Origin of the sequence: Thermopolyspora flexuosa (assembly GCF_006716785.1) — a bacterium.
Classification (GTDB): Bacteria; Actinomycetota; Actinomycetes; order Streptosporangiales; family Streptosporangiaceae; genus Thermopolyspora; species Thermopolyspora flexuosa.
This window is the reverse complement of the sequence record NZ_VFPQ01000001.1, coordinates 4,311,358-4,337,474: the sequence shown is the minus strand read 5'-3', so window position 1 is coordinate 4,337,474 and position 26,117 is coordinate 4,311,358. Positions and strand designations below refer to the sequence as shown.

At 71.7% G+C, this 26,117-nt stretch carries 25 protein-coding genes; 19 read left to right on the top strand and 6 right to left on the bottom strand.

Going from position 1 to position 26,117, the window contains the following annotated elements; all coding sequences use genetic code 11:
- Positions 1 to 37 precede the first annotated feature (37 nt).
- The 8 genes from FHX40_RS18415 (at position 38) to FHX40_RS18380 (ending at position 9,207) form a co-directional block, all read left to right on the top strand.
- Positions 38 to 583 (top strand): TspO/MBR family protein, encoded by a 546-nt coding sequence (locus tag FHX40_RS18415; protein WP_142260776.1) that lies wholly within the window; start codon positions 38 to 40, stop codon positions 581 to 583.
- A 36-nt stretch (positions 584 to 619) separates the two neighbouring features.
- Complete coding sequence (gene icmB, locus FHX40_RS18410) at positions 620 to 1,033, top strand: coenzyme B12-dependent isobutyryl CoA mutase small subunit (protein WP_142260775.1); 414 nt, start codon at positions 620 to 622, stop codon at positions 1,031 to 1,033.
- Between the two features lie 364 nt (positions 1,034 to 1,397).
- Complete coding sequence (gene sucC, locus FHX40_RS18405) at positions 1,398 to 2,576, top strand: ADP-forming succinate--CoA ligase subunit beta (RefSeq protein WP_142260774.1); 1,179 nt, start codon at positions 1,398 to 1,400, stop codon at positions 2,574 to 2,576.
- Positions 2,576 to 3,463: a succinate--CoA ligase subunit alpha gene (sucD, locus tag FHX40_RS18400; protein ID WP_142260773.1), complete on the top strand. Its 888-nt coding sequence runs from the start codon at positions 2,576 to 2,578 to the stop codon at positions 3,461 to 3,463. The genes sucC and sucD overlap by 1 nt, the downstream gene beginning before the upstream one ends.
- 411 nt (positions 3,464 to 3,874) lie before the next feature.
- The gene (locus FHX40_RS18395) at positions 3,875 to 4,798 is read left to right on the top strand and encodes a DUF5996 family protein (RefSeq protein ID WP_142260772.1); all 924 of its coding nucleotides are present in this window, start codon (positions 3,875 to 3,877) and stop codon (positions 4,796 to 4,798) included.
- 377 nt (positions 4,799 to 5,175) lie between these two features.
- Positions 5,176 to 5,667, top strand: coding sequence for a hypothetical protein (locus FHX40_RS18390; protein WP_142260771.1), 492 nt, complete (start codon positions 5,176 to 5,178; stop codon positions 5,665 to 5,667).
- Between the two features lie 193 nt (positions 5,668 to 5,860).
- Positions 5,861 to 7,549 (top strand): cell division protein PerM, encoded by a 1,689-nt coding sequence (locus FHX40_RS18385; protein WP_229789056.1) that lies wholly within the window; start codon positions 5,861 to 5,863, stop codon positions 7,547 to 7,549.
- A 161-nt stretch (positions 7,550 to 7,710) separates the two neighbouring features.
- The gene (locus tag FHX40_RS18380; RefSeq protein ID WP_142260770.1) at positions 7,711 to 9,207 is read left to right on the top strand and encodes a hypothetical protein; all 1,497 of its coding nucleotides are present in this window, start codon (positions 7,711 to 7,713) and stop codon (positions 9,205 to 9,207) included.
- On the opposite strand, the gene FHX40_RS18375 is transcribed toward FHX40_RS18380, so the two are convergent.
- The gene (locus FHX40_RS18375) at positions 9,180 to 9,611 is read right to left on the bottom strand and encodes a hypothetical protein (protein ID WP_142260769.1); all 432 of its coding nucleotides are present in this window, start codon (positions 9,609 to 9,611) and stop codon (positions 9,180 to 9,182) included. The two genes, FHX40_RS18380 and FHX40_RS18375, sit on opposite strands and share 28 nt — an antisense overlap.
- A gap of 148 nt (positions 9,612 to 9,759) precedes the next feature.
- Here FHX40_RS18375 and purN point away from each other — a divergent pair, with 148 nt between their 5' ends.
- The 4 genes from purN (at position 9,760) to FHX40_RS18355 (ending at position 13,251) form a co-directional block, all read left to right on the top strand.
- Entirely contained in the window at positions 9,760 to 10,413 is a 654-nt protein-coding gene (gene purN / locus FHX40_RS18370) for a phosphoribosylglycinamide formyltransferase (RefSeq protein WP_142261875.1), read from the top strand.
- A gap of 29 nt (positions 10,414 to 10,442) precedes the next feature.
- Positions 10,443 to 11,990 (top strand): bifunctional phosphoribosylaminoimidazolecarboxamide formyltransferase/IMP cyclohydrolase, encoded by a 1,548-nt coding sequence (gene purH, locus FHX40_RS18365; RefSeq protein WP_142260768.1) that lies wholly within the window; start codon positions 10,443 to 10,445, stop codon positions 11,988 to 11,990.
- A 90-nt stretch (positions 11,991 to 12,080) separates the two neighbouring features.
- On the top strand, positions 12,081 to 12,275 hold the full coding sequence (locus tag FHX40_RS18360; RefSeq protein WP_142260767.1) for a hypothetical protein: 195 nt from the start codon (positions 12,081 to 12,083) through the stop codon (positions 12,273 to 12,275).
- A 121-nt stretch (positions 12,276 to 12,396) separates the two neighbouring features.
- On the top strand, positions 12,397 to 13,251 hold the full coding sequence (locus tag FHX40_RS18355; RefSeq protein ID WP_142260766.1) for a bifunctional methylenetetrahydrofolate dehydrogenase/methenyltetrahydrofolate cyclohydrolase: 855 nt from the start codon (positions 12,397 to 12,399) through the stop codon (positions 13,249 to 13,251).
- Between the two features lie 12 nt (positions 13,252 to 13,263).
- Here FHX40_RS18355 and FHX40_RS18350 read toward each other — a convergent pair whose 3' ends face one another.
- Positions 13,264 to 13,914 carry an FHA domain-containing protein gene (locus tag FHX40_RS18350; protein WP_142260765.1) on the bottom strand — a complete coding sequence of 217 codons (651 nt, stop codon included), beginning with the start codon at positions 13,912 to 13,914 and terminating at the stop codon, positions 13,264 to 13,266.
- Positions 13,915 to 14,095: 181 nt separating this feature from the next.
- Between FHX40_RS18350 and FHX40_RS18345 the strand changes: the two genes are divergently transcribed.
- The 5 genes from FHX40_RS18345 to FHX40_RS18325 all read left to right on the top strand — a co-directional run bounded on the left by FHX40_RS18345 (position 14,096) and on the right by FHX40_RS18325 (position 19,204).
- The gene (locus FHX40_RS18345; protein ID WP_142260764.1) at positions 14,096 to 15,226 is read left to right on the top strand and encodes a citrate/2-methylcitrate synthase; all 1,131 of its coding nucleotides are present in this window, start codon (positions 14,096 to 14,098) and stop codon (positions 15,224 to 15,226) included.
- Entirely contained in the window at positions 15,227 to 15,499 is a 273-nt protein-coding gene (locus tag FHX40_RS18340; protein ID WP_142260763.1) for a DUF3017 domain-containing protein, read from the top strand.
- 197 nt (positions 15,500 to 15,696) lie between these two features.
- Positions 15,697 to 16,914, top strand: a complete 1,218-nt coding sequence (locus tag FHX40_RS18335; RefSeq protein ID WP_142260762.1) for an NADP-dependent isocitrate dehydrogenase — start codon at positions 15,697 to 15,699, stop codon at positions 16,912 to 16,914.
- A 308-nt stretch (positions 16,915 to 17,222) separates the two neighbouring features.
- Positions 17,223 to 18,080, top strand: a complete 858-nt coding sequence (locus tag FHX40_RS18330; protein WP_142260761.1) for a serine/threonine-protein kinase — start codon at positions 17,223 to 17,225, stop codon at positions 18,078 to 18,080.
- 137 nt (positions 18,081 to 18,217) lie between these two features.
- A complete protein-coding gene (locus tag FHX40_RS18325; RefSeq protein ID WP_142260760.1) occupies positions 18,218 to 19,204 on the top strand; it encodes a malate dehydrogenase in 987 nt (328 codons plus the stop codon).
- A 208-nt stretch (positions 19,205 to 19,412) separates the two neighbouring features.
- Here FHX40_RS18325 and FHX40_RS25175 read toward each other — a convergent pair whose 3' ends face one another.
- Together FHX40_RS25175 and galE are read right to left on the bottom strand one after the other, a co-directional pair.
- Positions 19,413 to 19,583 carry a hypothetical protein gene (locus FHX40_RS25175; RefSeq protein ID WP_170198882.1) on the bottom strand — a complete coding sequence of 57 codons (171 nt, stop codon included), beginning with the start codon at positions 19,581 to 19,583 and terminating at the stop codon, positions 19,413 to 19,415.
- A 93-nt stretch (positions 19,584 to 19,676) separates the two neighbouring features.
- Positions 19,677 to 20,639, bottom strand: coding sequence for a UDP-glucose 4-epimerase GalE (gene galE / locus FHX40_RS18320; RefSeq protein ID WP_142260759.1), 963 nt, complete (start codon positions 20,637 to 20,639; stop codon positions 19,677 to 19,679).
- A 156-nt stretch (positions 20,640 to 20,795) separates the two neighbouring features.
- Between galE and FHX40_RS18315 the strand changes: the two genes are divergently transcribed.
- Both FHX40_RS18315 and trpS read left to right on the top strand, forming a co-directional pair.
- Complete coding sequence (locus FHX40_RS18315) at positions 20,796 to 22,208, top strand: hemolysin family protein (RefSeq protein ID WP_142260758.1); 1,413 nt, start codon at positions 20,796 to 20,798, stop codon at positions 22,206 to 22,208.
- A gap of 13 nt (positions 22,209 to 22,221) precedes the next feature.
- The gene (trpS, locus tag FHX40_RS18310; protein ID WP_142260757.1) at positions 22,222 to 23,223 is read left to right on the top strand and encodes a tryptophan--tRNA ligase; all 1,002 of its coding nucleotides are present in this window, start codon (positions 22,222 to 22,224) and stop codon (positions 23,221 to 23,223) included.
- A 229-nt stretch (positions 23,224 to 23,452) separates the two neighbouring features.
- On the opposite strand, the gene FHX40_RS18305 is transcribed toward trpS, so the two are convergent.
- Positions 23,453 to 24,781 carry a helix-turn-helix domain-containing protein gene (locus FHX40_RS18305; protein ID WP_170198881.1) on the bottom strand — a complete coding sequence of 443 codons (1,329 nt, stop codon included), beginning with the start codon at positions 24,779 to 24,781 and terminating at the stop codon, positions 23,453 to 23,455.
- A gap of 725 nt (positions 24,782 to 25,506) precedes the next feature.
- A complete protein-coding gene (locus tag FHX40_RS18300) occupies positions 25,507 to 26,115 on the bottom strand; it encodes a PH domain-containing protein (RefSeq protein WP_170198880.1) in 609 nt (202 codons plus the stop codon).
- Between the last annotated feature and the right edge of the window lie 2 nt (positions 26,116 to 26,117).

The window sequence follows — 26,117 nt, the reverse complement described above, 5'->3', positions numbered from 1 at the left end:
GACGGATGGTCCGCCCGCCGCGGGGTAGTGCCGGACCATGGCCGACCATGCGCACAACCGGCGTGTCCTCCGCTACCTCCTCCGCACCGCCCCGGCGGTCGGTGCGGCCGCCGCGCTCGGCGGGATCGCCACCGACCCCGGCTCGTCCTGGTACCGGCGGCTGCGCAAGCCCCGCTGGCAGCCGCCGCCGGCGGCGTTCGGGGTGGTGTGGCCCGTGCTCTACGGGCTGATCGCGTACGGCGGAGCCCGTGCGCTCGCCGCGACCGGCGAGAACGGCGAGAACGGCGAACGCGGCGCCGTGGCCCGCGCGCTCGCCGTCAACCTCGCGCTCAACGCCGCGTGGACCCCGCTGTTCTTCCGCGCCCACGCGCCCCGGCTCGCCCTCGCCGACCTCGCCGCGCTCAACGCGTCCAACCTCGACCTGCTGCGCCGCTTCGGCCGCGCCGACCGCCGCGCCGCCGCGGCGCTGACGCCGTACCTCGCGTGGACCGCCTTCGCCACCGCGCTCAACGCGACGATCGCAGCACGCAACCCGGACAAACGACGCACCCGGATCCCTGGATGGTGGCGCCGGACGTTCTAGCCTTGTGCCGAGGAAACGTCGGTCTGGGAGGTCGGCATGGGCGACGGTCCGCTGGCGGGCATTCGGGTGGTCATCGCGAAGGCAGGGCTCGACGGGCACGACCGGGGTGCCAAGATCGTCGCGCGGGCGCTGCGGGACGCGGGCGCGGAGGTCATCTACACCGGGCTGCACCAGACGCCCGAACAGATCGTGCAGGCCGCGATCCAGGAGGACGCCGCGGCGATCGGCCTGTCGATCCTGTCCGGCGCGCACATGACGCTGTTCCCCCGGGTGCTGGAGCTGCTGCGCGAGCAGCAGGCCGAGGACATCGTCGTGTTCGGCGGGGGCATCATCCCCGACGCGGACATCCCCGAGCTGGAACGGCTCGGCGTGGCGAAGATCTTCACCCCCGGGGCGAGCATGGAGGAGATCGTGGACTGGGTGCGCTCGGCGGTGCCCGCGAGCGTATGACCTTCGTCTCATTCACGGTCCCGTTCCCGGCGCCGGGCGGCCCGGAGGGCCTTTACCGGGCCTCCGCACCCGCCGTTCGGATCGCCGGTCTGCGAACACCCTGCCCCGATGTTCCGAAAGTCGGAGTTAACAGAGGGGCGGGTGAACGCGTGAGGTGTCCGTTCCGTACCTGAATGGTGGTCGCGCGCGTCGCGTGGACCGGGGCATTCGGGACCCGATGCCGCTTCACCGAGGCGTGACGACTAGGCTCACTGGCGAATACGCCAGGCTCCTGGCAGAACCCCCCTGGCATGCCCTTGGAGGGCGCGGCGGCCGAGCCTGGTTGACGACAGTCAAGTCAGCCGGAAAGCAAGGACGGACCCTCGTGGACCTGTTCGAACATCAAGCGAAGGAGCTCTTCGCGGAGTACGGCATCCCGGTGCCGCGCGGAAAGGTCGCGCACACCGCGGAGGAGGCACGTGCCGCGGCCGCGGAGCTGACCGGGCGGGTCGTGGTGAAGGCCCAGGTCAAGACCGGCGGCCGGGGCAAGGCGGGCGGTGTCAAGGTGGCCGAGGATGCCGACGACGCCTACCGGAAGGCCACTGAGATCCTCGGCATGGACATCAAGGGCCACACGGTCCACAAGGTCCTGATCGAGGAGGCGAGCGCGATCGCCGAGGAGTACTACTTCTCCTTCCTGCTCGATCGCGCGAACCGTACCTTCCTGGCGATCTGCTCGGCCTCCGGCGGCATGGACATCGAGGAGGTCGCGCACGCCACGCCGGAGAAGGTGGCGAAGATCCCGGTCAACCCGCTCACCGGCGTCGACCGCGCCCGCGCCCGCGAGATCGCCAGGGCCGGCGGCCTGCCCGAGAAGGCGATCGAGGGCGCCGCCGAGATCATCGAGAAGCTGTGGGCGGTCTTCGTCGACGAGGACGCCACCCTGGTCGAGGTCAACCCGCTGATCCTCAGCGCCGACGGGCAGGTGCGCGCGCTCGACGGCAAGGTCACGCTCGACGACAACGCCTCCTTCCGGCAGCCCGAGCACGAGGCGTACGTCGACGCGGCCACGACCGACCCGCTGGAGGCCCGGGCCAAGGAGAAGGACCTCAACTACGTCAAGCTCGACGGCACCGTCGGCATCATCGGCAACGGCGCGGGCCTGGTCATGTCCACCCTCGACGTCGTCGCGTACGCCGGCGAGGAGTTCGGCGGGCAGCGTCCGGCGAACTTCCTCGACATCGGCGGCGGCGCCTCGGCCGAGGTGATGGCGAACGGCCTGGAGATCGTGCTGTCCGACCCGGACGTCAAGTCGGTGTTCGTCAACGTCTTCGGCGGCATCACCGCCTGCGACGCCGTGGCCAACGGCATCGTCTCGGCGTTCAAGCTCCTCGAGGAGCGGGGCGAGTCCGTCAAGCACCCGCTCGTGGTCCGCCTCGACGGCAACAACGCCGCCCTCGGGCGGAAGATCCTCCAGGACGCGGCCCTGCCGCGGGTGGAGCTGGTGGACACGATGGACGAGGCGGCCAAGCGGGCCGCCGAGCTCGCCGCGGTAGGTGCGTGATGGCTATCTGGCTGACCGAGAACAGCAAGATCATCGTCCAGGGCATGACCGGGTCGGAGGGCTCCAAGCACACCCGGCGCATGCTCAAGGCCGGCGCGAAGGTCGTCGGCGGCGTCAACGCCCGCAAGGCCGGGCAGACCATGGACTTCGACGGCACCGTGCTGCCGGTGTTCGGCACCGTCGCCGAGGCGATGCGGGAGACCGGCGCCGACGTCTCGGTGGTGTTCGTGCCGCCGAAGTTCGCCAAGGACGCGGTCAAGGAGGCGATCGACGCCGAGATCGGCCTCTGCGTGGTGATCACCGAGGGCATCCCGGTGCACGACACCACCGAGTTCTGGGCGTACAACGTCTCCAAGGGCAACAAGACCCGCATCATCGGCCCGAACTGCCCGGGCATCGCCTCGCCGGGCGCGTCGAACGCGGGCATCATCCCCGCCGACATCACCACCCCGGGCCCGATCGGCCTGGTGTCGAAGTCCGGCACGCTCACCTACCAGCTCATGTACGAGCTGCGTGACGTCGGCTTTTCCACCTGCGTCGGCATCGGCGGCGACCCGGTGATCGGCACCACCCACATCGACGCCCTCGAGGCGTTCGAGGCCGACCCCGACACCAAGGCGATCGTGATGATCGGCGAGATCGGCGGCGACGCCGAGGAGCGGGCCGCGGCCTACATCGAGCAGCACGTCACCAAGCCGGTGGTCGCCTACGTCGCCGGGTTCACCGCCCCCGAGGGCAAGACCATGGGCCACGCCGGCGCGATCGTCTCCGGCTCCTCCGGGACCGCCCAGGCGAAGAAGGAGGCCCTGGAGAAGGTCGGCGTCCGCGTCGGCAAGACGCCGAGCGAGACCGCCCGCCTCATGCGCGAGATCATCAAGAGCCTCTGACCGGGCCGGGCCGTACGCCGGGATCGCCGGAGCACCACCCCTCCGCGCGATCCCGGCGTCCCGCCGTCCCGCAACGCCCGAGCATCGGGTACGAGCGCCGGGCGTGCTCGTCACCCTGCGCGAATCCGATCGCGGTGCCGCGCGGCCCGCGGCCCTGCCGGCTCGTCGGCGGTGCACCCGCCGTACCGGGCCGTGTGCTCGTCCCGACGTTCTCGCGCCTCACGCGGGGCGTGGCCAGGCGGACCTCCGCCACGGCGGCGTTCGTGAACCGCCCGTGGCGTCCTTCACCCCGGCCTGGACGTTCCGGCCGTTTCTCCTGCGCCAACCGGGTGTGGTGCATACGTTTTCCTGACCATCGCGCGTCCACCTCGGGGAAGGCGGGATCCAGGGCCCGTCGGACGAGGTGATCGCATGGAGCCGTTCCCGGACATCCCGCTGGCCGCCTGGGCGGACACGAAGGCCACGCTGCACAGGTTCGAGCAGATCGTCGGGAAGGTGCGCCTCGGGGCGAGCGTGCGCCGCAACCACTGGTGGCACGTCCCCTTCCACGTGACCGGGCGGGGCATCACCACGCGTCCGATGGGCGGGCTGGACGACAACCCCGTGTTCGCCATCGACTTCGACTTCGTCGGCCACCGGCTCACGGTCGACGTGATCGACGGGCGCAGCGTCTCGTTCGCGTTGCCCGGGCGGTCGGTGGCCGCGTTCCACCGCGAGCTGTTCGCGGCCCTGGACCACCTCGGCATCCACGTCGCCGTCAAGGCCGAGCCGTTCGATCTCGACGACGACGTGCCGTTCGCGAAGGACACCGCGCACGCGGCGTACGACCCGGTCATGGTCACCCGGTACTGGCAGGTCCTCGCCCAGGTCGCGCAGGTGCTGGAACGCTACGCGGCGGACTTCTCCGGCAAGACCAGCCCGGTCCACCATTTCTGGCACACCTTCGACATCGCCGTCACCCGATTCTCCGGCCGGAAGGTCGAGCAGGGGCCCGAGGTCGACCCGGTCACCCGCGAGGCCTACTCCGAAGAGGTGATCAGCGCCGGCTTCTGGTTCGGCGACCGGAACATGCCCGAACCCGCCTTCTACTCCTACACCGCGCCCGAGCCCGCCGGCCTCACCGAGGAACCGCTCCGCCCCGAGGAGGCGTTCTGGATGCCGTCCCGCGGCAGCCACCTCGCGATCCTGCGCTACGCCGACGCCCGCTCGGCCGCCGATCCGCGCGGCACCGTGCTCGACTTCCTGCACAGCGCGTACCGGGCGGGCGCCCGCAGGGCCGGATGGGACATCGACGCCACCCGATCCCCCGGCGGGGTCACCGACCCGCTGGCGTGAGGCGGCCCCGGCGCGCCGCTCCGTCACCACCGTCCCGGCCGATCCCGGAACCCGCCCGGGTGAGGAACCCCCGCACGGGCCGCTCGATGAACTCCGTGCCGATCGGTGCGCCCGTCACCGGGACGCCGTCCCTGCCCGCGCGCCTTGACCGCCCGGCTGGGGCCGAGCCGTTCCGCCGCGGCCCCTGTGACCTGCGGCGGAGCGGGCGCCTGCCGTGCCGTACCGCGCCATGACGCAAAAGAAAAATGGCAATAAATGCGGTTTTGTCTGGCAAGCGGTGATTCGGAAAATCGGCGCACTCGGCGCCTTTCCCTTGGTGAGTTCGTTAGATTGGTCGGGAGGCGGGGGAGTGAAAGGCGCGTTGCTGGAAGAATAAAATGGGCGGAAAGCGACTCAGTGGAAAAGCCGGGTCCTTTGATAATAATTCACGTGGGCATTCCGACTCCACGTCACGGCAGGTCACCCAGGAAGGATGGTGGACGAAATGGGAGGGCATCGCGGCGATCGTCGCCACGGTGCTCGGCATCGGTAGCGCGTGCTTCTACCTGTACGACCGGTTCATCGATCCGCCCGGGCACGCCGCGCCGGCGTCGGCGCGTCCCACGTGTGACAGCGGCTCGATCTGCCTGTGGCCGGAGGGGCGGTTCGGCGGCAAGGTCTGGACCTGGACGCCGGGGGTGAGCGAGGAGGGGCGCATTCCGGATTATCTGCGCGAGCACGTCGGTTCCTTCGACGCCCAGGCGCAGGCCTGCTTCGTGGACAGCGAGACCGGGGAGCGGCGGCCGGTGCACTTCCGGGACTGGAGCGAGCGGTACCACGACCCCGGCCGGTTCGGCAGGGTGATGGACACCATCAAGGCCAGGTGCTGACGCCGGGCGCGCGGTATCTACCCGGCGCTGACGCGGGCGAGGGGCGACCGGGAGGCGAGGCCGGTGTCCGTGGCGGGCGGCGGGGATCGCGGAGGGCGGCGGATGGGCGTCCGCAGGGATTCCGTTGGACAAACGGTGCGACACGCGGCGCGGTGCCGTCGCGGGAGCGCCGGGGCCTGAGAACATCGAAGGCGTGACGGCCCTTCTCGACCAGCTTCGGGCGGCCTCCGGCGGTGACGAGGTACGGCGGCCGCTCCCCGTGTCCGGCATGCTCGCGGCGGCCTGGACGCTCGGGGTCGGGCTCGCCGTGCTCACCACGCTCACCCTGCTCGGCTGGATCGCCGACCCCAAGGGCGCCCTCGGCGAGGGCATCCCGGGCGTGTTCCGCACGGCCTGCCAGATCTGGCTGGCCGCGCACCACGCCGGGTTCGCCATCCCCGGCGGCGGCCGGATCGGCCTGCTGCCGCTCGGCCTGATGATCATGCCGGCGGCGCTGCTCTACCGGGCCGGGCTGTGGATGGCCCGCGACGCCGACCTGCGGGTACGGCTGCCCGCCCGGCTGCCGAAGGGCACCCCGAAGGAGAAGCAGAACGCCCGCCGCCGGGCCCAGCTCGCGCTCATCGCGCGCGCCGGCATCTCGCTCGCCGCGCCGTACGCGCTGCTCGCCGGGCTGGTCGCGCTGGTGGCGCGGAACGAGATCACCCGGCCGTTCCTCGCCGAGGTGCTCGCCGGGCACCTGCTGCTCGCCTTCGTCGCGGGCTCGCTCGCCGTGGCCCGCACCATCGGCCCGTGGCGGGTGATGCTGCGGCTGCTGCCCGAGCGGTCCCGCTCGCTCGTGGTGGGCACCGCGGCGGCGCTGGCCATCCTGCTCGCCGCCGGGCTCGTGCTCGTGGTCGGCGCGATCGTGGTGAGCCTCGACGAGATCAGGCGCCTGACCGACCTGCTCGGCCCGGGGCTGATCGGCGGCGTGCTGCTGCTCATCGTCGAGGTGCTGTACCTGGTCAACGCCGTGGTGTGGGGCATGGCCTACATCGCCGGCCCGGGCTTCGCCATCGGCACCGGCACCCTGGTCGCCCCCACCGGCGTGAGGCTGGGCCAGATCCCCACCCTGCCGCTGCTCGGCGCGCTGCCCGAGCCGGGCGGCGCGCCGGTCTGGGCGATGGGGGTGGTGGCGATCCCGTTCCTCGCCGGCGCGGTCGCCGGGGTCGTGGTGGTGCGCATCGCGCCCACGCCCACCCCGGAGGCGGCGCCGATGTGGGGCTTCGTCTGCGGGCTGTGCGCCGGGGCGGCCTCCGGCGTGCTCGCCGCGCTCTCCGGCGGCCCGCTCGGCGGCAACCGGCTCGCCGCGGTCGGCCCGTCGCCGTGGGAGGTGGCGTTCTCGGTGACGCTCGAGGTGGGCATCGCCGCGGGCATCAGCGCGGGCGTGGCGAACTGGTGGCTGATGCGCCGCAGCGCCGCGGTGTCCGCCGCCGAGCCCGCCGCCGCGCCGAAGGCGGTCGCGGCCGTGCGGGCCCCCGCCGAGCCGGTGGAGCCCTCCGACGGCCGGACCCGCCCGCTCGCCAGGCTGTTCCGGCGGCGCGAGCCGTCCCGGCCGCTGCCCGGCCACTGGCTCGACGCCACCGAGTGCGAGACCCAGCCGCTGCCGAAGCGCCGCGCGGGCCGGGCCGACGAGGACGCCGCGGCGGGCGCCTTCGGCGACGTGACGCCCGCGGACGGCCCCGCCAGGCGGCCGCGCCGGCTGCCCGGCATCCCGCGGCGCAGGCGGGCCGAGAAGGCCGAGCCCGCGCCCCGGCCCACGCCGCGCCGGGACATCGTGGACGAGACCGACGACCGCGGCGGACACGTGATCTACATGGACCCGTACGCCTGGGACCGCGACTGAGCGCCCGGCCGCCGCGGCCGGGCCGTACCGCGGGCGCGGGCGTGAACCTTTCACGCGCCGTGCCGCCTGGGCGCGCGCGGGCATGACAAAGATCCGTTTCTCGCGGTTTCCGCCCGCGGTGGCGGCGGCGTTCGCTAGCGTGCCGCAGTGGCATGCGCCTGTTGCGACGTTTGACGTCTCCGCACGGATTGCTGATCGTCGTCGCGGTCCTGTACGGCTGTGCCGCCCTGTCCCAGGTGCCGTCCTTGGTGGCGTTCAACTGGGATGAGGTGGTTTACGCCAGTCAGGTGCGGCCGGGCGTGCCCGCGGTGCCGATGTCGGCCCCACGCGCCTGGGGCATGCCGCTCCTCCTCGCCCCGGTCGCCGCGCTGACCCAGTCGATCCCGGTGATCCGCTGCTACCTGGCGGTGCTCGCCGGGGTCTGCCTGTACGCCGCGTTCCGCCCCTGGCTCGGCCTGTTCGGCCCGGTGGCCGCAGGCCCGCCTGAGCCCGGGCGCGACCGCCTGGGGGAGCGGCCCGCGGTGGTCTCCGCGTACGCCGTGCCGCTCGCGGCCGGGCTGCTCGCCACGCTGTGGAGCACCGTGCTCTACGGCGCGATGGCCTACCCGAACCTGTGGCTGGCGTTCGCGCTCGTCGCCGCGGTCGGCTGGTTCTGCCGCGCGCTGCGCGAGCCGGGCCGTACCGGGCCGCTCGCCGGCGTCGCGGTCGCCCTCGCCGCGGCCTCGCTGCTGCGGCCCGCCGACGCGGCCGCGGCGGCGCTGCCGCTGCTCGTCGCCGGCGTGGTCCGGGCGGTACGGCGGGCGCCGCGCGGGCCCGCGCTGCTCGGCGCGGCCGCGGGCGGGCTCGCGGTGGGCTGGACGGTGTGGGTGGCCGAGGCGTTCGCGCGGTTCGGCGACCCGATCACCCGGCTGCGCGCGGGCGCGGAGGTGAACGAGGCGCGGTTCGGCTTCATCCTGCTGCGGCACCTGGAGGCGGTGGACGGCCCGGCCCTGCTGTGCCGCCCGCCGAGCGTCTGCTCCGACCTGCACTGGCTCGAGGTGTCCTGGTGGTTCACGCTGCCGGTGCTCGTCGCCGCGGCGTTCGTGCTCGCCGAGGCGGCCCGGCCCGTGCTCACCCTCACGCTGGCGTGCGCGGTCACGTTCGCGCTGCCGTACCTGACGCTGTTCGACTACGCCAACCCCCGGTTCCTGCAGCCCGCCTACGCGCTGCTGGCGGTCTGCGCCGGGGCCGCCCTGGTCCGGCTGCCGCTGTCCCGGCTCACCCGGGTGCCCGCGATCGCGGCGCTCCTCGCCGCGCTCGCCGTGCACGTCTACGGCCAGAAGTCCTCGCTCGACCGGGTGGTCGGCCGGGTGGAGCCGATCTTCGCCGCGCAGCGGGCGCAGGCGGACGCGCTGCTCGCCCAGGGCGTGCGGCCGCCCTGCGCGATCGTCGGGCGGGGCGCGATCCAGCTCGGCTACCTCACCGGCTGCCGCTCGGTGCGCACCGGCGACGACCCGCGGCCGGGCGACGAGGAGGTACGGCGGGCGCTCGCCACCGGCGAGCGGGTCGTGCTCGTCACCCGGGAGACCGCCGGGCGGGCGCCGGAGGGCTGGACGCGGCTGCGGCTGCCGGGCGGGCGCGCCTACGCCCGTCAGGGCGCGAACGGCAGCTCGAACTGACCCGGCTCCAGCACCGGGATGCGGCGCTCGATCGCCCGCTCGAGCTCGTCCACGCAGTGCTGCTGGGCGCTCAACGTGCCCGCGCCCTTCTTGCAGTTGTAGTAGGCGGCGAGCTCCTCGGCGAGGTAGAGCTGCACGAACGCGGCGCCGCCCGCGAACAGCAGCGAGAACGCCGAGATGGCCACGCCCGCGACCGCGGCCCCGATCCGCTCCCTGGCCCGGCGCAGCTCGAGCGTGGTGCGCAGCGACACGCCGAGCGCGAACAGCGTGAACACCAGGCCGACCAGGGGAATGAGCATCGCCATCGCGAGACCGGCGAGCGCGATGAGCAGCGCGCGCCCACCGCTGGTGTCGACGATGCTCTGCCGCGGGGTCCGCTGGGGCGTGGGTGAGGGGGTCGTCACATGGCCTCCTTCATGCCCTGGCCGTCGGAGCCGGGCAGGCGGGCCGATACGCTGGCAGCGTCGGCCCGGGAGCCGGGCCGGGGCGTGCGGGGACACCTGCCCCGCGCGCCGGGCCGTACCCCTCCCGGAGAGCGAAAGGAGCTCGGAGCTGTCATCCTCGCCTCGTGCCGCCGCCACGGGGCCCGCCCGGCGGGCCGCCCGGCTCGTCGTGCTGGTCTCGGGTTCTGGAACCAACCTACAGGCCCTGCTCGATGCGGCAGACGACGAATCGTACGGCGCGCGCGTGGTGGCGGTCGGCGCGGACCGGGACGGCATCGCGGGCCTGGAGCGCGCCCGCCGCGCCGGGGTGCCGACCTTCGTCGAGCGGGTCGGTGACCACCCCACCCGGGAGGCGTGGGACGAGGCGCTCGCCGCACGGATCGCCGAGCACGAGCCGGACCTGGTGGTCTCGGCGGGCTTCATGAAGATCCTCGGCCCGCGCGTGCTGGGGAAGTTCACCGTCGTCAACACCCACCCGGCGCTGCTGCCCGCGTTCCCGGGCGCGCACGCGGTGCGGGACGCCCTCGCCTACGGGGTGCGGGTGACCGGCTGCACCGTGCACCTGGTGGACGCCGGGGTGGACACCGGGCCGGTGATCGCGCAGGAGCCGGTGCGGGTCGAGCCGGGCGACGACGAGCACTCGCTGCACGAGCGGATCAAGACCGTGGAGCGGCGGCTGCTCGTCGACGTCGTGGGACGCATGGTGCGCGAGGGCTGGACGGTCACCGGCCGTATAGTTTCGATCGGTGCTGGCCGCCGGTGACACACCGGCACACGTGGAAGGACGCACATTTGACCCGGATCGCGATCAGGCGCGCGTTGATCACGGTTTACGACAAGTCCGGTCTCGAGGAGCTTGCCCGCGCCCTCGACGCGGCGAACGTGGAGATCGTATCCACCGGTGGCACGGCCGCGGCGATCGCCTCCTGGGGCGTGCCGGTCACCCCGGTCGAGTCGCTCACCAACTTCCCCGAGTGCCTCGACGGCCGGGTCAAGACCCTCCACCCGCGGGTGCACGCCGGCCTGCTCGGTGACCTCACCAACCCGAGCCACGCCAAGCAGCTCGAGGAGCTGGAGATCGAGCCGTTCCAGCTCGTCGTGGGCAACCTCTACCCGTTCGCGCAGACCGTGGCGTCGGGCGCGTCGCCCGCCGAGTGCGTGGAGCAGATCGACATCGGCGGCCCGGCGATCCTGCGGGCCGCGGCGAAGAACCACGTGAACGTCGCGGTGGTGACCTCGCCGGCGCGGTACCCCGACGTGATCCGCGCGCTCGCCGAGGGCGGGTTCACGCTCGAGGAGCGGCGGCGGCTCGCGGCCGAGGCGTACGCCCACACCGCGTCGTACGACATCGCGGTGGCCTCGTGGTTCGCCGAGACGTACGCCCCGGACGACGACGTGGCCTGGCCGCGGTTCCGCGCCGCCGCCTGGCGGCGCAAGGCCGTGCTGCGGTACGGCGAGAACCCGCACCAGGGCGCGGCGCTCTACACCGAGGGCTCCGGCGGGCTGGCGAACGCCGAGCAGCTGCACGGCAAGGAGATGTCCTACAACAACTACGTGGACGCGGACGCCGCCTGGCGGGCCGCGTGGGACTTCGCCGAGCCGTGCGTGGCGATCATCAAGCACGCCAACCCGTGCGGCATCGCGATCGGCGCGGATATCGCCGAGGCGCACCGCAAGGCGCACGCCTGCGACCCGGTGTCCGCGTTCGGCGGCGTGATCGCGGTGAACCGGGAGGTCACCGTGGAGCTCGCCCGGCAGATCGCGCCGATCTTCACCGAGGTCGTGGTCGCGCCCGCCTTCGCCCCCGAGGCGGTGGAGGTGCTGCGCGAGAAGAAGAACATCCGGCTGCTGGTCTGCCCGGAGCCGCCGGCGAACGCCGTCGAGTTCCGCCGGATCGACGGCGGGCTGCTCGTGCAGCAGGCCGACCGCATCGACGCGCCGGGCGACGACCCGGCGAACTGGGAGCTGCGCGCCGGCCCGGCCGCCGACGAGCGGACCCTCGCCGACCTCGCCTTCGCCTGGCGGGCGTGCCGCGCGGTGAAGTCGAACGCGATCGTGCTCGCCTCCGGCGGCGCGACCGTGGGCGTGGGCATGGGACAGGTGAACCGGGTGGACTCGGCGCGGCTCGCGGTGTCCCGGGCCGGGGACCGGGCCGCGGGCTCGGTGGCCGCGTCCGACGCGTTCTTCCCGTTCGACGACGGGCCGAAGGTGCTCGCCGAGGCCGGGGTGAAGGCGATCGTGCAGCCGGGCGGGTCGGTCCGCGACGAGGACGTGATCGCGGCCTGCGAGGCGGCCGGAATCTCGCTCTACTTCACCGGCACGCGTCACTTCTTCCACTGATCCTTACGGTTTGTGGCAAAAAGTGAGTCAGTGACCGGTTAACCTTTTCGGGTCCCCTCCCTCGTCCCGTCCCCGGACCCGGAGCCTTTCATGTCCCTGACCAACCCGCTGCTGTCGTTCGTGCTCGGCGACGGATTCTGGAGCAGCCCGATCCCGCTGCTCATCCTCGCCGTGGCCTCCGCGTACGTCGGCTGGGTGGCCGTGGAGTACATCCCCGCCACCCGCCGGCTGCTGGAGCGGCGCGAGGGCGGCATGACGCCGCGGGGCGAGAACGCCGACGGCTGATCCGCCCGCGGCCGGGGGCCGTCGCCCGGCGGGGCACGGCGGCACGTTCGTGAATCCGTTTACCGGCGGCGGACGGCCGGTTGCCGGCCGCCGCCCACCGAGCATGGCAGGATGACGAGTCATGACCGCGCGCATTCTCGACGGCAAGGCCACCGCCGCGAAGATCAAGGCAGACCTCACCGCCCGGGTCGCGGCGCTCGCCGAGCGCGGCCTGCGGCCGGGCCTCGGCACCATCCTCGTGGGTGACGACCCCGGCAGCCAGGCGTACGTGGCCGGCAAGCACCGCGACTGCGCCGAGGTGGGCATCGCCTCGATCCGGGTGGAGCTGCCCGCCGACGCGAGCCAGGCCGACGTCGAGGAGGCGATCGACCGGCTCAACGCCGACCCGGCGTGCACCGGCTACCTCATCCAGCTCCCGCTCCCGTCCCACCTGGACGCGCGGCCGCTGCTGGAGCGCATCGACCCGGCCAAGGACGCCGACGGCCTCCACCCCGTCAACCTCGGCCGGCTCGTGCACACCGTCGACGCCCCCCTGCCGTGCACCCCGCGGGGCATCGTCGCCCTGCTGCGCGAGTACGACGTGCCGCTCGACGGCGCCGAGGCGGTCGTGGTCGGCCGCGGCCTCACCGCCGGGCGGGCGCTCGGCCTGCTGCTCACCCGGCGCAGCGAGAACGCGACGGTCACGATGTGCCACACCGGCACCCGCGACCTGGCGGCGCACACCCGCCGGGCCGACATCGTCGTCGCCGCGGCGGGCTCTCCGCACCTCATCACCCCCGACATGATCCGGCCCGGCGCCGCCGTGCTCGACGTGGGCGTCTCCCGCGTCGACGGACGCATCGTCGGCGACGTGGCGCCCGAGGTCCGCGAGGTCGCGGGCTTCTTCGCGCCGAACCCGGGCGGCGTGGGCCCGATGACCCGGGCGATGCTGCTCACCAACGTCGTCGAGGCGGCCGAGCGCGCGGCCGCCTCCTGACGACGTCCGGCCTCAGCTCGCCCGGCGGTTCACCACCCGCGGCGGCGGATCGTTCGCCGGCGGGTTGCCCCGCTGCTGCGGCACGACCGGCGTGGGCCGTACCAGCCCGAGCGCGACCACCTCGTTGGCCAGCCGGGTGCGCCGGTTGCTGCCCTCGGGGATGCGGAACTTCTGGTACAGCCGCAGCAGGTGCTGCTTCACCGCCGCCTCGGTGACCACGAGGTCGTCGGCGATCTCGCGCGCCGTCGCCGGAGACACGAACGCCTCGTCCGACAGCGCGGGCCGGCACAGCGACGTGAGCACGTCGATCTCCCGCCGGGTGAGCTCGGGCGCGGCGGCGCGCCGCAGCTCGACCTCCGGCTCGAGATCCTCGCGTGGTATGCCGCCGATCCGGCAGCGCGCGGCGCCGAACGAGATGACGTCGCCGTCGTCGAGGACCCTTCGGGCGATCGGCCTGCCGTTCACCCGTGTGCCGTTCCGGGACAGGCCCAGGTCAACGACGTACACGTAGGGTCCCCGCCGGACGAACTCGGCGTGCAGCCGGGACACGCTCGGGTCCCGCAGGCGGATGTCGACTCCGCGGCCACGTCCGACAGTCGTGATCTCGGGGCGCAGCGGGGCCACCTCTCCGGTGTCCTCGATGCGTATGAACGGCCCCTCCACGGCAGTTCCTCCCCAGGTAGCCCGCCGTTACTTCCGCTACAGCACCGGCTTACCCAAACGAGGCGATGGAGAATCGCCTTTTCCCAAAACAGAATCCCGAACAAATTTGGTCTTGACCGCAACGAGGAATTTTGCCTGGTCACGGGTAGACTCGGCGCAACGCTAAGCGGAGGAAACACGTATGGCGGACAAATTTTCCAAGGGTCTCGCCGATGTCGTGGCCGCGTCCACAGCGCTGAGCGACATCGACGGCAAGGCCGGTCGCCTGTTCTACCGCGGATACGACATCCACGACCTGGCCGGGCGCACCACGTTCGAGGAGATCGCCTACCTGCTGCAGTGCGGGACGCTGCCGACGCGCCGGCAACTGCAGGAGTACGGCGAGGAGCTGGCCCGGGGGCGCACCCTCGGGGCGCTCGTGGAGAGGCACCTCCCCGACGTGGCGGAGCGCCAGGCCCCGATGGAGGCGTTGCGCACCCTCGTCTCCCTCGCCGGGGCGGACGATCCCGACAAGGACGACAACTCGCTCGAGGCCAACCGGCGCAAGGCGGCGCGGCTGGTCGCGCAGCAGCCGATCCTCGTCGCCCGCTACCACGCGGCGCGGACCGGCGGGAAGGCTCCCGACCCCGACCCCGAGCTGGGCATCGCCGGGAACTTCCTGCTCCAGATCACCGGCCGCAGGCCGGAGCCGCGGCACGTCGAGATCTTCGACACCTGCCTGGTGCTGCACGCCGACCACACGATGAACGCCTCGACGTTCGCCGCCCGGGTGTGCGCGGCCACGCTGTCCGACATGCACTCGGCGATCGTCGCGGCGATCGGCACGCTCAAGGGCCCGCTGCACGGCGGCGCGAACGAGCGGGTGATGCGGACGCTGGAGGCGATCCGGGCCGAGGGCGGCAAGGTCGCCGAGGCGGTACGCGCCAAGCTCGCCGCGGGCGAGAAGATCATGGGCTTCGGCCACCGGGTGTACCGGACCGAGGACCCGCGGGCCACACATCTGCGCGAGATGTCGCGCGAACTGGCCGAGGCATCCGGCGACGACACCTACTATCGGATGTCGAGGGAGATGGAAGAGGTCGTCCACGCGGAGAAGGGCCTCTATCCGAACGTGGACTTCTACGCGGCGACCGTCTACCACTATCTCGGCATTCCGACGGACCTGTTCACCCCGGTGTTCTCCGTCAGCCGGATGTCGGGATGGACCGCACACGTGATCGAGCAGCACGCCGACAACCGCCTGATCCGGCCGGACAGCGAGTACGTCGGCGAGCGCGATCGCAAGTGGGTGCCGATCGACGAAAGGGAGTAAGTGGCGCAGGAGCCGAAGAAGGATCGCATCGGCTGGCCGTACTGGCTGGTGCTGGCGGGCGCGGCCGCCGGCGTGGCCGTGGCGCTCACCGGGCCACAGGTGTGGCACGGAGCGGTGGTGATGGGCGCGGCGATCCTCCTCGGCGCGCTCATCCGGCTGGTGGTGGCGAAGCCCGGTGACCTTGCGGTGCGGACCAAGGCGCTCGACGTGCTGACGCTCGGGGGCCTCGGGGGCGCGTTGGTGCTGAGCGGGGCGCTGATGGTCATGTTCTGACCGGGCTTGTGACCGAGCGGAGAACCGGAACGGCCGGGCGGCTCCGGTGACATTCCGGGGCCGTTCCGGCCGGGGCTCCGGTGGACCCTGGGTGGGCCGGGCTCCGATCTCCGGTAAGGGTCCGATAATCTCACTGGCCAGCGAGCCTCAAAAAGGACCGGTCTGGCCAGTCAGCTCAGAAGGGGAAACCACACACCATGCCGAAGATCAAGGTAGCGGGCCCCGTCGTCGAACTCGACGGCGACGAGATGACCCGGATCATCTGGCAGTTCATCAAGGACCAGCTGATCCTGCCCTACCTGGACATCGACCTGAAGTACTACGACCTGAGCATCCAGAACCGCGACGCCACCGACGACCAGGTCACGATCGACGCGGCGCACGCTATCAAGAAGTACGGCGTCGGCGTCAAGTGTGCGACGATCACTCCTGACGAGGCCCGCGTCAAGGAGTTCGGCCTGAAGAAGATGTGGAAGTCCCCGAACGGGACGATCCGCAACATCCTCGGCGGCGTGGTGTTCCGTGAGCCGATCGTGGTTTCCAACATCCCCCGGCTCGTGCCCGGGTGGACCAAGCCGATCATCATCGGCCGTCACGCCCACGGCGACCAGTACAAGGCGGCGGACTTCGTCGTGCCCGGCCCCGGCACGGTGACCCTCACCTACGTGCCCGAGGACGGCGGCGAGCCGATCGAGATGGAGGTCGCGAAGTTCACCGGCCCCGGCGTCGCCATGGGCATGTACAACTTCGACCAGTCCATCCGGGACTTCGCGCGCGCCACCATGCGGTACGCGCTCGACCGGAAGTACCCGCTCTACCTGTCCACGAAGAACACGATCGTCAAGGCGTACGACGGCCGGTTCAAGGACATCTTCCAGGAGGTCTTCGAGAGCGAGTTCAAGGCCGAGTTCGAGGCCGCCGGCATCACCTACGAGCACCGGCTCATCGACGACATGGTCGCCCAGGTGCTCAAGTGGGAGGGCGGCATCGTCTGGGCCTGCAAGAACTACGACGGCGACGTGCAGTCCGACGTGGTGGCGCAGGGCTTCGGCTCGCTCGGCCTGATGACCAGCGTGCTCATGACCCCGGACGGCCGGACCGTCGAGGCGGAGGCCGCGCACGGCACCGTGACCCGGCACTACCGCCAGCACCAGCAGGGCAAGCCCACCTCCACCAACCCGATCGCGTCGATCTTCGCCTGGACCCGCGGCCTGCAGCACCGCGGCAAGCTCGACAACACCCCCGAGGTGACCGAGTTCGCCCAGACGCTCGAGCGGGTCTGCATCGAGACCGTCGAGAGCGGCAAGATGACCAAGGACCTCGCGCTGCTCGTCGGCGGCGACACCCCCTGGCTCACCACCCAGGAGTTCCTCTCCGCGATCGACGAGAACCTCAAGCGCGCGATGAACGTCTGACCACGTCGCCGCAGCCGCGGCCGCGACCGCCCCGTGGCCCGGTGCGCTCCCCGAGGACGCATCGCCGCCCGACGGCCGTCCCGCGGCCGCGTGCCCGCGCACGCCGTGCGCGCGTGACGTGACGTTCGGGGCCGTCCCCGGTGCCGGGGGCGGCCCTGTGCCGTACCCGGGTGCGGGCCGGGCCTCCGGCGCGGCGGCGTCGCCCGAACCCCGGGGTGACAACGTCCCTCCCACCGCACCGGGCAGGGCCGAGATCACCGTAAAGTCATGCACGTCACATTCACGTTTCCAGACGCAAGGACGGTGGCATGCCGCAGATCTCGCCGCTCATGGCGGGCGACCCGGTACGGCTCGGGCCCTTCACGCTGACCGGTCGCATCGGCGAGGGCGGACAGGGCACCGTCTACCTCGGCTACACCAGCCACGGGGAGCGGGCCGCGGTCAAGCTGCTGCACGTCAAGTTCACCGGCGACGCGGCGGCCCGGTCGCGGTTCGCCCGGGAGCTGCGCGCCGCCACCCGGGTCGGCTCGTCGGCCTACACCGCCCGGGTGATCGCGGCCGACCTCGACGGCGACACGCCGTACATCGCCAGCGAGTTCATCGACGGGCGGTCGCTGCGTGAGGTGGTGGAGACCGACGGGCCGCTGCGCGGCCCCGAGCTCGACCGGCTCGCGGTCGGCACCGCCACCGCGCTCGCCGAGATCCACCGGGCCGGCATCGTGCACCGCGACTTCAAGCCGGACAACGTGCTCATCGGCCCGGACGGGCCGCGGGTGGTGGACTTCGGCATCGCCCGCATCCTCGACTCCACCGGCACGGTCACCAGCCGGGCGGTCGGCACCCCGGCGTTCATGGCGCCCGAGCAGATCGCGGGCGCGGCGGTGGGGCCGCACACCGACGTGTTCGCCTGGGGCTCGGTGATCATGTTCGCCGCGACCGGGCGGTCGCCGTTCGACGGGCCGTCGATCGCGACCGTGCTCAGCCGCGTGCTCACCCACGACGTCGACGTGACCGGCCTGCCCGGGCCGCTGGGCGAGGCGGTGCGGGCCAGCCTGAGCAAGACGCCCGCGGACCGGCCCACCGCGTTCGACATCCTCGGCCGCCTGCTCGGCGGGTCCGGGCCCGACGGCGATCGGACCGTGCTCATGCCCCGGCCGCGCCGCTAGCCCGGCGTTCCGGGCCCCGCGTACGGCACGGCGTGCGCCGATGCGGCAGGGCCGTACCCTCCGACGGACCGAGAAGGGGCGCCGGGTAGGGTCCCCCTGACAGGTCAATACGTCGGCTCGTCGAGTTGGGGGAAGGTATGGCCAAGACTCCCGTGAAGGTCACCGTCACCGGTGCCGCCGGTCAGATCGGATACGCGCTGCTGTTCCGCATCGCCTCGGGTCAGCTCCTCGGCAGTGACGTCCCGGTGAAGCTGAGCCTGCTGGAGATCCCGCAGGCCATCAAGGCCGCCGAGGGCACCGCCATGGAGCTCGACGACTGCGCCTTCCCGCTGCTGCGCGGTATCGAGATCACCGACGACCCGAACGTCGCCTTCGACGGCGCCAACGTCGCGCTGCTCGTCGGCGCCCGCCCGCGCACCAAGGGCATGGAGCGCCGTGACCTGCTGGAGGCGAACGGCGGCATCTTCGGCCCGCAGGGCCGTGCGATCAACGAGCACGCCGCCGACGACATCCGGGTGCTCGTGGTGGGCAACCCGGCGAACACCAACGCGCTCATCGCCAGGTCCGCGGCCCCGGACGTACCGGCCGAGCGGTTCACCGCGATGACCCGCCTCGACCACAACCGCGCGCTCAGCCAGCTCGCCCAGAAGCTCGACGTGCCGGTGAGCGACATCAAGAAGATGACGATCTGGGGCAACCACTCGGCCACGCAGTACCCCGACCTCTACCACGCCGAGGTCGGCGGCAAGATCGCGGCCGAGCTGGTGGACGAGGCCTGGCTGCGGGACACCTTCATCCCGACCGTGGCCAAGCGTGGCGCGGCGATCATCGAGGCCCGTGGCGCGTCCTCGGCCGCCTCCGCGGCGAACGCGGCGATCGACCACGTCTACGACTGGGTGAACGGCACCCCGGAGGGCGACTGGACCTCCGCTGCGGTCGTCTCCGACGGCTCGTACGGCGTGCCGGAGGGCCTGGTCTCCTCGTTCCCGGTGGTGTCCCGGAACGGCCGCTGGGAGATCGTCCAGGGCCTGGAGATCAACGAGTTCTCCCGGGAGCGGATCGACGCCTCGGTCCGCGAGCTGGAGGAGGAGCGCGACGCCGTCCGCGCCCTCGGCCTCATCTGAGCCGCCGCCGAGCCCTTTCCGAGCCACGGCCGGGCCGCGCGGTTCGGCGACGCGTCCGGCGCCGGCGCGCATCCGAGACGCGCCGGCCCACCTGACGAGACCCGCATGCGCCGGGCAGGACCGCCTGCCCGGCGCATGCGCGTTCCGGGGCGCACAGGCCCGTGGTCGTCCGGGTACGGCACGGCACGCGCCGCGGGGGAGCCCGCGGTCAGCCGCGCTTGCCGGGCACGCAGGTGGGCGTGGGGGAGGCCGGGCCGGGCGGGGGAGTGACGAACACCACCCCGGCGGTGGTGAGGAGGGTGGCGAGGAGGATGACGGCGCTCGCGGCGAGATGAAGGGACCAGGAAGGGAGCGGCCGGGGCGATAAGCCGCCTCTCATCATCACAGAGCAGATTTCACCATAAACCCGGACGGTAGGGGCGGAAATCCGCGTGATGCCGGTCTCATCGGCGGTCCCGCCGTCGTGTCCGCGTCACCCGGCCAGGGCGGCCCAGGCGTCGGCGACGATCTGCTTCAGCGACGGGTGCTCGGGGGACCAGCCGAGGTCGCGCCGGATGCGCTCGCTGGAGGCCACGAGGATCGCCGGGTCGCCGGGGCGGCGCGGGGCGACCTCGGCCGGGATCGGGTGCCCGGTGACCGCGCGGCACACCTCGATCACCTCCTTGACCGAGAAACCGGAGCCGTTGCCGAGGTTGTAGATCGCGTGGCGGCCCGGCGTGCACGCGTCGAGCGCGAGCAGGTGGGCGCGGGCGAGGTCGGCGACGTGGATGTAGTCGCGGACGCAGGTGCCGTCCGGGGTGGGGTAGTCGTCGCCGAAGATCCGCACCGACGGGCGCTCGCCGCGGGCCACGGCGAGCACGTTCGGGATGAGGTGGGTCTCGGTGTCGTGGCGCTCCCGGTACACCCGGCCGTCCGCGGCCGTGTAGGCCCCGGCGACGTTGAAGTACCGCAGGCTCACCGCGCCGAGGCCGTACAGGCCCGCGAACGTGGTGAGCGCGGTGTCGATGGCGAGCTTGGACGCCCCGTACGGGTTGGTCGGCCGGGTGGGGTCGGTCTCCTCGATGGGGCAGCGCTCCGGCTCGCCGTACGTCGCGGCGGTGGAGGAGAACACGATCCGGTCCACGCCCGCCCGGCGCATCGCGTCCAGCAGCGCGAGCGTGCCGCCGAGGTTGGAGTGCCAGTACTTCGCCGGGTCCGCCACCGACTCGCCGACCAGGGACTTTGCCGCGAAGTGCAGCACGGCGTCGAAGCCGCGCTCGAGCACCGGGCCGGCCTCGGTGATCGAGCACCGTTCGAATCGGGCGCCGGGCGGCACCGCGTCCGCATGCCCCGTGGACAGGTCGTCGAGCACGGTCACCTCGTGCCCCGCCTCGAGGAGCTGCGCGGCGACGACGCTGCCGATGTACCCGGCCCCGCCGGTGACCAGGAGCTTCACGGAATCACCCCATCGGTTTTTACTTTGGTTGGATTCTGTTTGATTTTGAGGCTATTGCGGTATGCCGCCCAGCATACGCGCCTTTGCCCCCGGTACCCTGGCAGACCAGGCCGCCGGCCTGTGCGACCCAGCTGACCTCGGGAAACGGACATCGATGTGGGCACCGTCGCCGCGAACATCGCCCTGGTCCTGCTCTTCATCCTGATCGGCGGCTTCTTCGCCGCCGCCGAGATCGCCCTGGTCTCGCTGCGGGAGAGCCAGGTGCGCCGCCTCGCCGAGCGCGGCCGCCGCGGCGCCCGGGTCGCGCGCCTCGCCCGGGACCCCAACCGCTTCCTCTCCTCGGTGCAGATCGGCGTCACCGTCGCCACCATGCTCTCGGCCGCGTTCGGCGCCGACACCCTCGCCCGCGACCTCGCGCCCGCGCTCGCCGCCCGCGGGGTGCCCGAGGCGGTGGCCGCGCCGCTCGCGCTCGTGCTCGTCACGCTCGCCATCTCGTACGTGTCGCTGGTGCTCGGCGAGCTCGCGCCGAAACGGCTCGCGCTGCAGCGCTCGGCCTCGCTCGCGCTCGTCGTGGCCCCCGTCATCGACCGCATCGCCGTACTCTCCCGGCCGGTGATCTGGCTGCTGTCGAAGTCCACCGACGGCGTGGTGCGGCTGCTCGGCGGCAACCCGGCCGCCGACCGCAGCGCGGTCACCGTGGAGGAGCTGCGCGACATGGTGGTGGGCAGCCAGGTGCTCACCCCGGACGAGCGGCGGCTGATCGGCGAGGTGTTCGCCGCGGGCAAGCGGCAGGTGCGCGAGGTGCTGCTGCCACGCACCGAGGTGGAGTTCATGGACGCCGACACGCCGTTCGCGCAGGCCGCCGCCCGCGCCGCCGCCTCCCCGCACTCCCGGTTCCCGGTGTTCCGCGGCTCGCACGACAACGTGATCGGGTTCGTGCACATCCGCGACCTGCTCAACCCGGCGCTCCGCGGCCACGACGAGCCGCTCGGCGAACTCGTGCCGGTACGCCCGGTGAAGTTCGTGCCCGCGAGCAAGATGGTGCTCGCCGCGCTCTCCGAGATGCGCGACGAGGGCCACCACCTCGCCATCGTGGTCGACGAGTACGGCGGCACCAGCGGCATCGTCACGCTCGAGGACCTGGTCGAGGAGCTGATCGGCGACATCCGCGACGAGTACGACCGCACCGCCGCGCCGGTGCGGCGGGTCTCCGGCGAGCTCGACCTCGACGGCCTGGTCAACCTCGACGGCTTCGCCGCGGAGACCGGCATGCGGCTGCCGGACGGGCCGTACGAGACGCTCGGCGGCTTCATCATGGCCGCGCTCGGCCGGGTGCCCCAGACCGGGGACGAGGTGCGGATCGGCGGCTACCTGCTCACCGTGACCGAGATGGACGGCCGGCGGGTCGCCCGGGTGCGGGTGTCCCCGTACGCGCCCGGCGCCGCCGTACCGGGCCTCGCCGGACCGCCCGGTACGGCCGAGCCGGCGCCGCCGGACGGCGACGACGGCGGGCCTTCTCCGCCACGCGGCGGCGGTGGCGTCGAGTCGCAGAACGCCTCCGGAACCTGACACAATTGCGGGTATGGCCAGACCCCGTGTTCTCTCCGGCATCCAGCCGACCGCAGACTCCTTCCACCTGGGCAACTACCTGGGCGCGCTGCGCCAGTGGGTCGAGATGCAGGAGACGCACGACTCCTACTACATGGTCGTCGACCTGCACGCGCTCACCGTCGAGTGGGACCCGGAGCTGCTGCGCCGCCGTACCCGGGTCGCCGCCGCCCAGCTCTTCGCGATCGGGCTGGACCCGGAGAAGTGCACGGTCTTCGTGCAGAGCCACGTGCGCGAACACACCGAGCTGGCCTGGATCCTCACCTGCCTCACCGGCATGGGCGAGGCGTCGCGCATGACCCAGTACAAGGACAAGTCCGCCAAGCAGGAGTTCGTCGGCGTGGGCCTGTTCACCTACCCGATCCTGCAGGCCGCGGACATCCTCCTGTATCAGGCCGACCAGGTGCCGGTCGGGGCCGACCAGAAGCAGCACCTGGAGCTCACCCGCGACCTCGCCCAGCGGTTCAACCACCGGTTCGGGGAGACGTTCCGGCTGCCGCAGCCGTACATCCTCAAGGAGGTCGAGAAGATCACCGACCTCCAGGAGCCCACGGCGAAGATGTCCAAGTCCTCCTCGAGCCCGCAGGGCATCCTCGACCTGCTCGACGAGCCCGGCCCGCTGCGCAAGAAGATCATGCGCGCGGTGACCGACACCGGCACCGAGATCCGTGCCGACGAGGAGAACAAGCCCGGCATCACCAACCTGCTGCGCATCCTCTCCGCGCTCACCAAGACGCCCATCCCCGAGCTGGAGAAGCGCTACGAGGGCCAGGGCTACGGCACGTTCAAGAAGGACGTCGCCGAGGCCGTGATCGAGACCTTCACCCCGATCCGCGAGCGCACCCAGCGCCTCCTCGCCGACGAGGCCGAACTCGACAAGCTCCTCGCCATCGGCGCCGAGCGCGCCCGCGCCGTCGCCCAGGAGACGATGGAGCAGGTCCGCGAGCGCGTCGGCTTCCTGCCCATCCCGCGCTAGCCCGCGTCCTGAACGAGCAGAGCCCCTGATCACCTGAGGACATGCCGCCCCGGGTGATCCAGGGGCTCAGATCGTCTGTGGCGGTTTTCCCGGTTGCCGTATCTGGCAGCGCAATCGCACTGGCCAACGACACTCACGACGAACGGCTCGATCTGAGACTTATGGTGACCGTCCGCCGCTGGGCGTCGCGGTGGCGTCACCTAGCGCATCCTGGCCGGGTTGTGGCCGACTACACGTCAATGTCCTTCGCGGTGGTGATGGGGAGAACCGCATGGAGGTCGGCCACGGCCGGATGGTTGCGCTGATGGACGGGCACCGCGCGGAGGATGCGGCGCGCCGTCTCGGTGATCATGAGGTTGCAGTAGGGCCTGGGAATGGCTGCAAGGACTTCCGTGGCCTGCCGAACGCCTTCGCCGATGCCGCCGTTCACCACCGTGCACTGCGCGGCGTGCAGGCGCGCGTTGATGGGCACCTGGTAGCCGGCCGGGTCGCCTTTGAGGATGGACTCCTGCGCCTTGGCCGCCGCGGTCTCGTCGCCGATCGCAGAGAAGACCTGGCTGTGGGTGAAGTAGATGCGGTAGTCGGACGATTCCCAGAATCCCGGCACGACGGGAAAATTCGCCTCAGCGATGTCGGTGAACCGCTGCACGGCCTTCCGGGCCTCGGCGCGGCGGTTCGTCAGTGCGAGCGCGTGCGCCTGCGCCCGCGTGACGAATACCAGGCCGACCGAGGGACGCGGGCTCGAACCCGCAATACGCAGCGCATCCTGGGTCAACCGCAGCACCGCCTCCGGGCTGCGCAGACCATAGAGGCTGTGATCCGCCTCGTGGCCGCGGATCAGGAGACGCAGATCGCGGTCGCCGGAGCTGTCGGCGGCGGCACGTGCCGTCTCGTACCAGCGCAACGCCCCGCCGCGTTCGCCCAGGCGCGTCAGGACGCTGGCGTGGAATGCGGCGAGCACGGCCGCGATGCGGTACAGCTCGGTCCGCTCGCCGTCGTCGGCGTGAAGCAGTTCGCGGTGAATGCGAAGGAGATCGACCAGTAGATCGTCGTGCACCTCGGCGGCCGGCCGGGTGCGAATTGCGTGCAGATGGTCGTCCCGGACCAATTCCCAGTCTTCGACGCTGCGCGGCGCGGTGTTGAGCGCGATGTCGACCAGGCGGCGCACCGATTCGTCCGGTGCGATGAATGCGCCGACCCCCATGCCGGTAGCGGCGAGCTGGAGAAGCCTTCGGCGTTCCGTTTCGTCCTCCTCGGCTTGTGACGGACTAACGGCGAGAGTACACCGGGATGCGTGATCGAATTTAGTGATCAGGCAGTAAAACTCCGTTATCTTCCCTTCCGCGCGATAGGCCCGGTCCAGCTGTGAGACGAGATCGGCCGTTAGAGGCCGCCGGTTACGTTCCAGTTTGCTGAGATACGAGTGGCTCAGGGGAATGCGCATGCCAGCCTGGCGAAGGCTCATCCGGGCGACGCTCTCGCGCCACCAGCGGATCGCGTAGGCCATCATCTCGGCTGCGAAATCATCCGGGCTTGCCGGCGCGGGAGGCCTGTTCATGTGTCTCCTCGTGGCGTAACCCGGCAGGTGCGAAGCAGGCACCAAATGCGCCGGGTGAGGCTGGTGATGCGTAAGCACTGCTTCAAGTATGGCCTTATCGCTCGTCAATGAGAGGGAAAGGCGGAGATCTGTCAGTCCCTCGTGATGGAGAAATTCTTTCACCTTAAGGAGGTGGTGCTTATACGTACTCGTTGTGTAATGTGGATAACTAACTCTCGAATTCGGAAATCGACACTTATCGAGATATAGTCCTAAAAGAGGTGAACTGACCAAATCGCACTGCAGGGCATCAGAGAAGATGCCGATCTCGGCCGACAGCAATGCCTCGGCCATGGGTTTCACCATGGCTCGCAATGGCTTGGGATCTCCGGCTGGATCTGCCCGGCGCGATAAGAACTCGTCGTCCGGATGCGTGAGGGCTACCCGTCTGGTGCGTTGCGACCCCTCTCAGGGGCGATGAGGACCAGGCCGACGGCTGGTACGGCTACATCAACGGGTTGCGACCCCTCTTAGGGGCGATGAGGACCCGACGGTAAAGGCGCAGATTGAAAGCCTGTTGATCAAGGTCGGCAAGGGCCGTTTTGCAGTGAACCTCCGGTAGTGCAGCAGACCCGGGAGGTTCGCTGCAACTTTACGGTCGGTCAAGGTCATGGGTGGTTATCGCAGTGCCGTGGCGTACGGCATGCCCACCCGGCGTGCCACCGCCGGGGTGGCCGGGTCGCCGGTCAGAGCGAGGCGACCACGGCGGCGGCGACGAGCAGGAGGGCGGCGCCGAGGGCGGAGAGGGGGACGGGGGACCAGGTCACGGTGAGCGTGCCCGCGGTGTCGCCTGTGCGGGTGCGGGCGCGGGCCGACTCCTCGACGATCTGCTCGGCGACCCAGTGGGCGTGGGTACGGCCGGCGAGGGCCGCGGCGTGGTCGTGCGGGGTGCGGGGCGGCCGGTCGTCCGTGCCGTCCGGCTCGCCGGCGCGGCGGGTGGCGGCCCGGTCGCGGGCCATGCGCATGAGTTCCCGGTTCGAGACCTGCGGGGTCCAGGAGCGGATGGTGCGGCCGCCGGACTCGATGAGGATCGCGTGGGTGACCCGGACGTCGCCGAGCGCCGACCAGGGGATGAACGCGTCGCGGAGCGGGTTGCGGACGAGCACGCCGTCCTCGCGCAGGAAGATGCCGGGGCGCAGGCAGGTCACGTAGATCACCGCGGTGAGCACGCCGAGCACGGCACCGGCGATGAGCGAGGAGGGCATGCTGCCCCGCGCGATCAGGTCGACGGCGTTGAGCGCGGCGAAGATCAGCCAGATCCAGCCGAGGACGAACGCGCCCTTCGACCGGAACACGC

Excerpts from the sequence above, each read along its gene's own strand:
- FHX40_RS18355 (WP_142260766.1), top strand. The coding sequence starts at position 12,397 with ATGACCGCGCGCATTCTCGACGGCAAGGCCACCGCCGCGAAGATCAAG.
- FHX40_RS18395 (WP_142260772.1), top strand. The coding sequence starts at position 3,875 with ATGGAGCCGTTCCCGGACATCCCGCTGGCCGCCTGGGCGGACACGAAG.
- FHX40_RS18345 (WP_142260764.1), top strand. The coding sequence starts at position 14,096 with ATGGCGGACAAATTTTCCAAGGGTCTCGCCGATGTCGTGGCCGCGTCC.
- sucD (WP_142260773.1), top strand. The coding sequence starts at position 2,576 with ATGGCTATCTGGCTGACCGAGAACAGCAAGATCATCGTCCAGGGCATG.
- FHX40_RS18390 (WP_142260771.1), top strand. The coding sequence starts at position 5,176 with ATGGGCGGAAAGCGACTCAGTGGAAAAGCCGGGTCCTTTGATAATAAT.
- FHX40_RS25175 (WP_170198882.1), bottom strand. The coding sequence starts at position 19,583 with ATGAGAGGCGGCTTATCGCCCCGGCCGCTCCCTTCCTGGTCCCTTCAT.
- FHX40_RS18305 (WP_170198881.1), bottom strand. The coding sequence starts at position 24,781 with ATGAACAGGCCTCCCGCGCCGGCAAGCCCGGATGATTTCGCAGCCGAG.
- FHX40_RS18330 (WP_142260761.1), top strand. The coding sequence starts at position 17,223 with ATGCCGCAGATCTCGCCGCTCATGGCGGGCGACCCGGTACGGCTCGGG.
- FHX40_RS18325 (WP_142260760.1), top strand. The coding sequence starts at position 18,218 with ATGGCCAAGACTCCCGTGAAGGTCACCGTCACCGGTGCCGCCGGTCAG.
- FHX40_RS18360 (WP_142260767.1), top strand. The coding sequence starts at position 12,081 with ATGTCCCTGACCAACCCGCTGCTGTCGTTCGTGCTCGGCGACGGATTC.
- FHX40_RS18335 (WP_142260762.1), top strand. The coding sequence starts at position 15,697 with ATGCCGAAGATCAAGGTAGCGGGCCCCGTCGTCGAACTCGACGGCGAC.
- trpS (WP_142260757.1), top strand. The coding sequence starts at position 22,222 with ATGGCCAGACCCCGTGTTCTCTCCGGCATCCAGCCGACCGCAGACTCC.
- icmB (WP_142260775.1), top strand. The coding sequence starts at position 620 with ATGGGCGACGGTCCGCTGGCGGGCATTCGGGTGGTCATCGCGAAGGCA.
- FHX40_RS18415 (WP_142260776.1), top strand. The coding sequence starts at position 38 with ATGGCCGACCATGCGCACAACCGGCGTGTCCTCCGCTACCTCCTCCGC.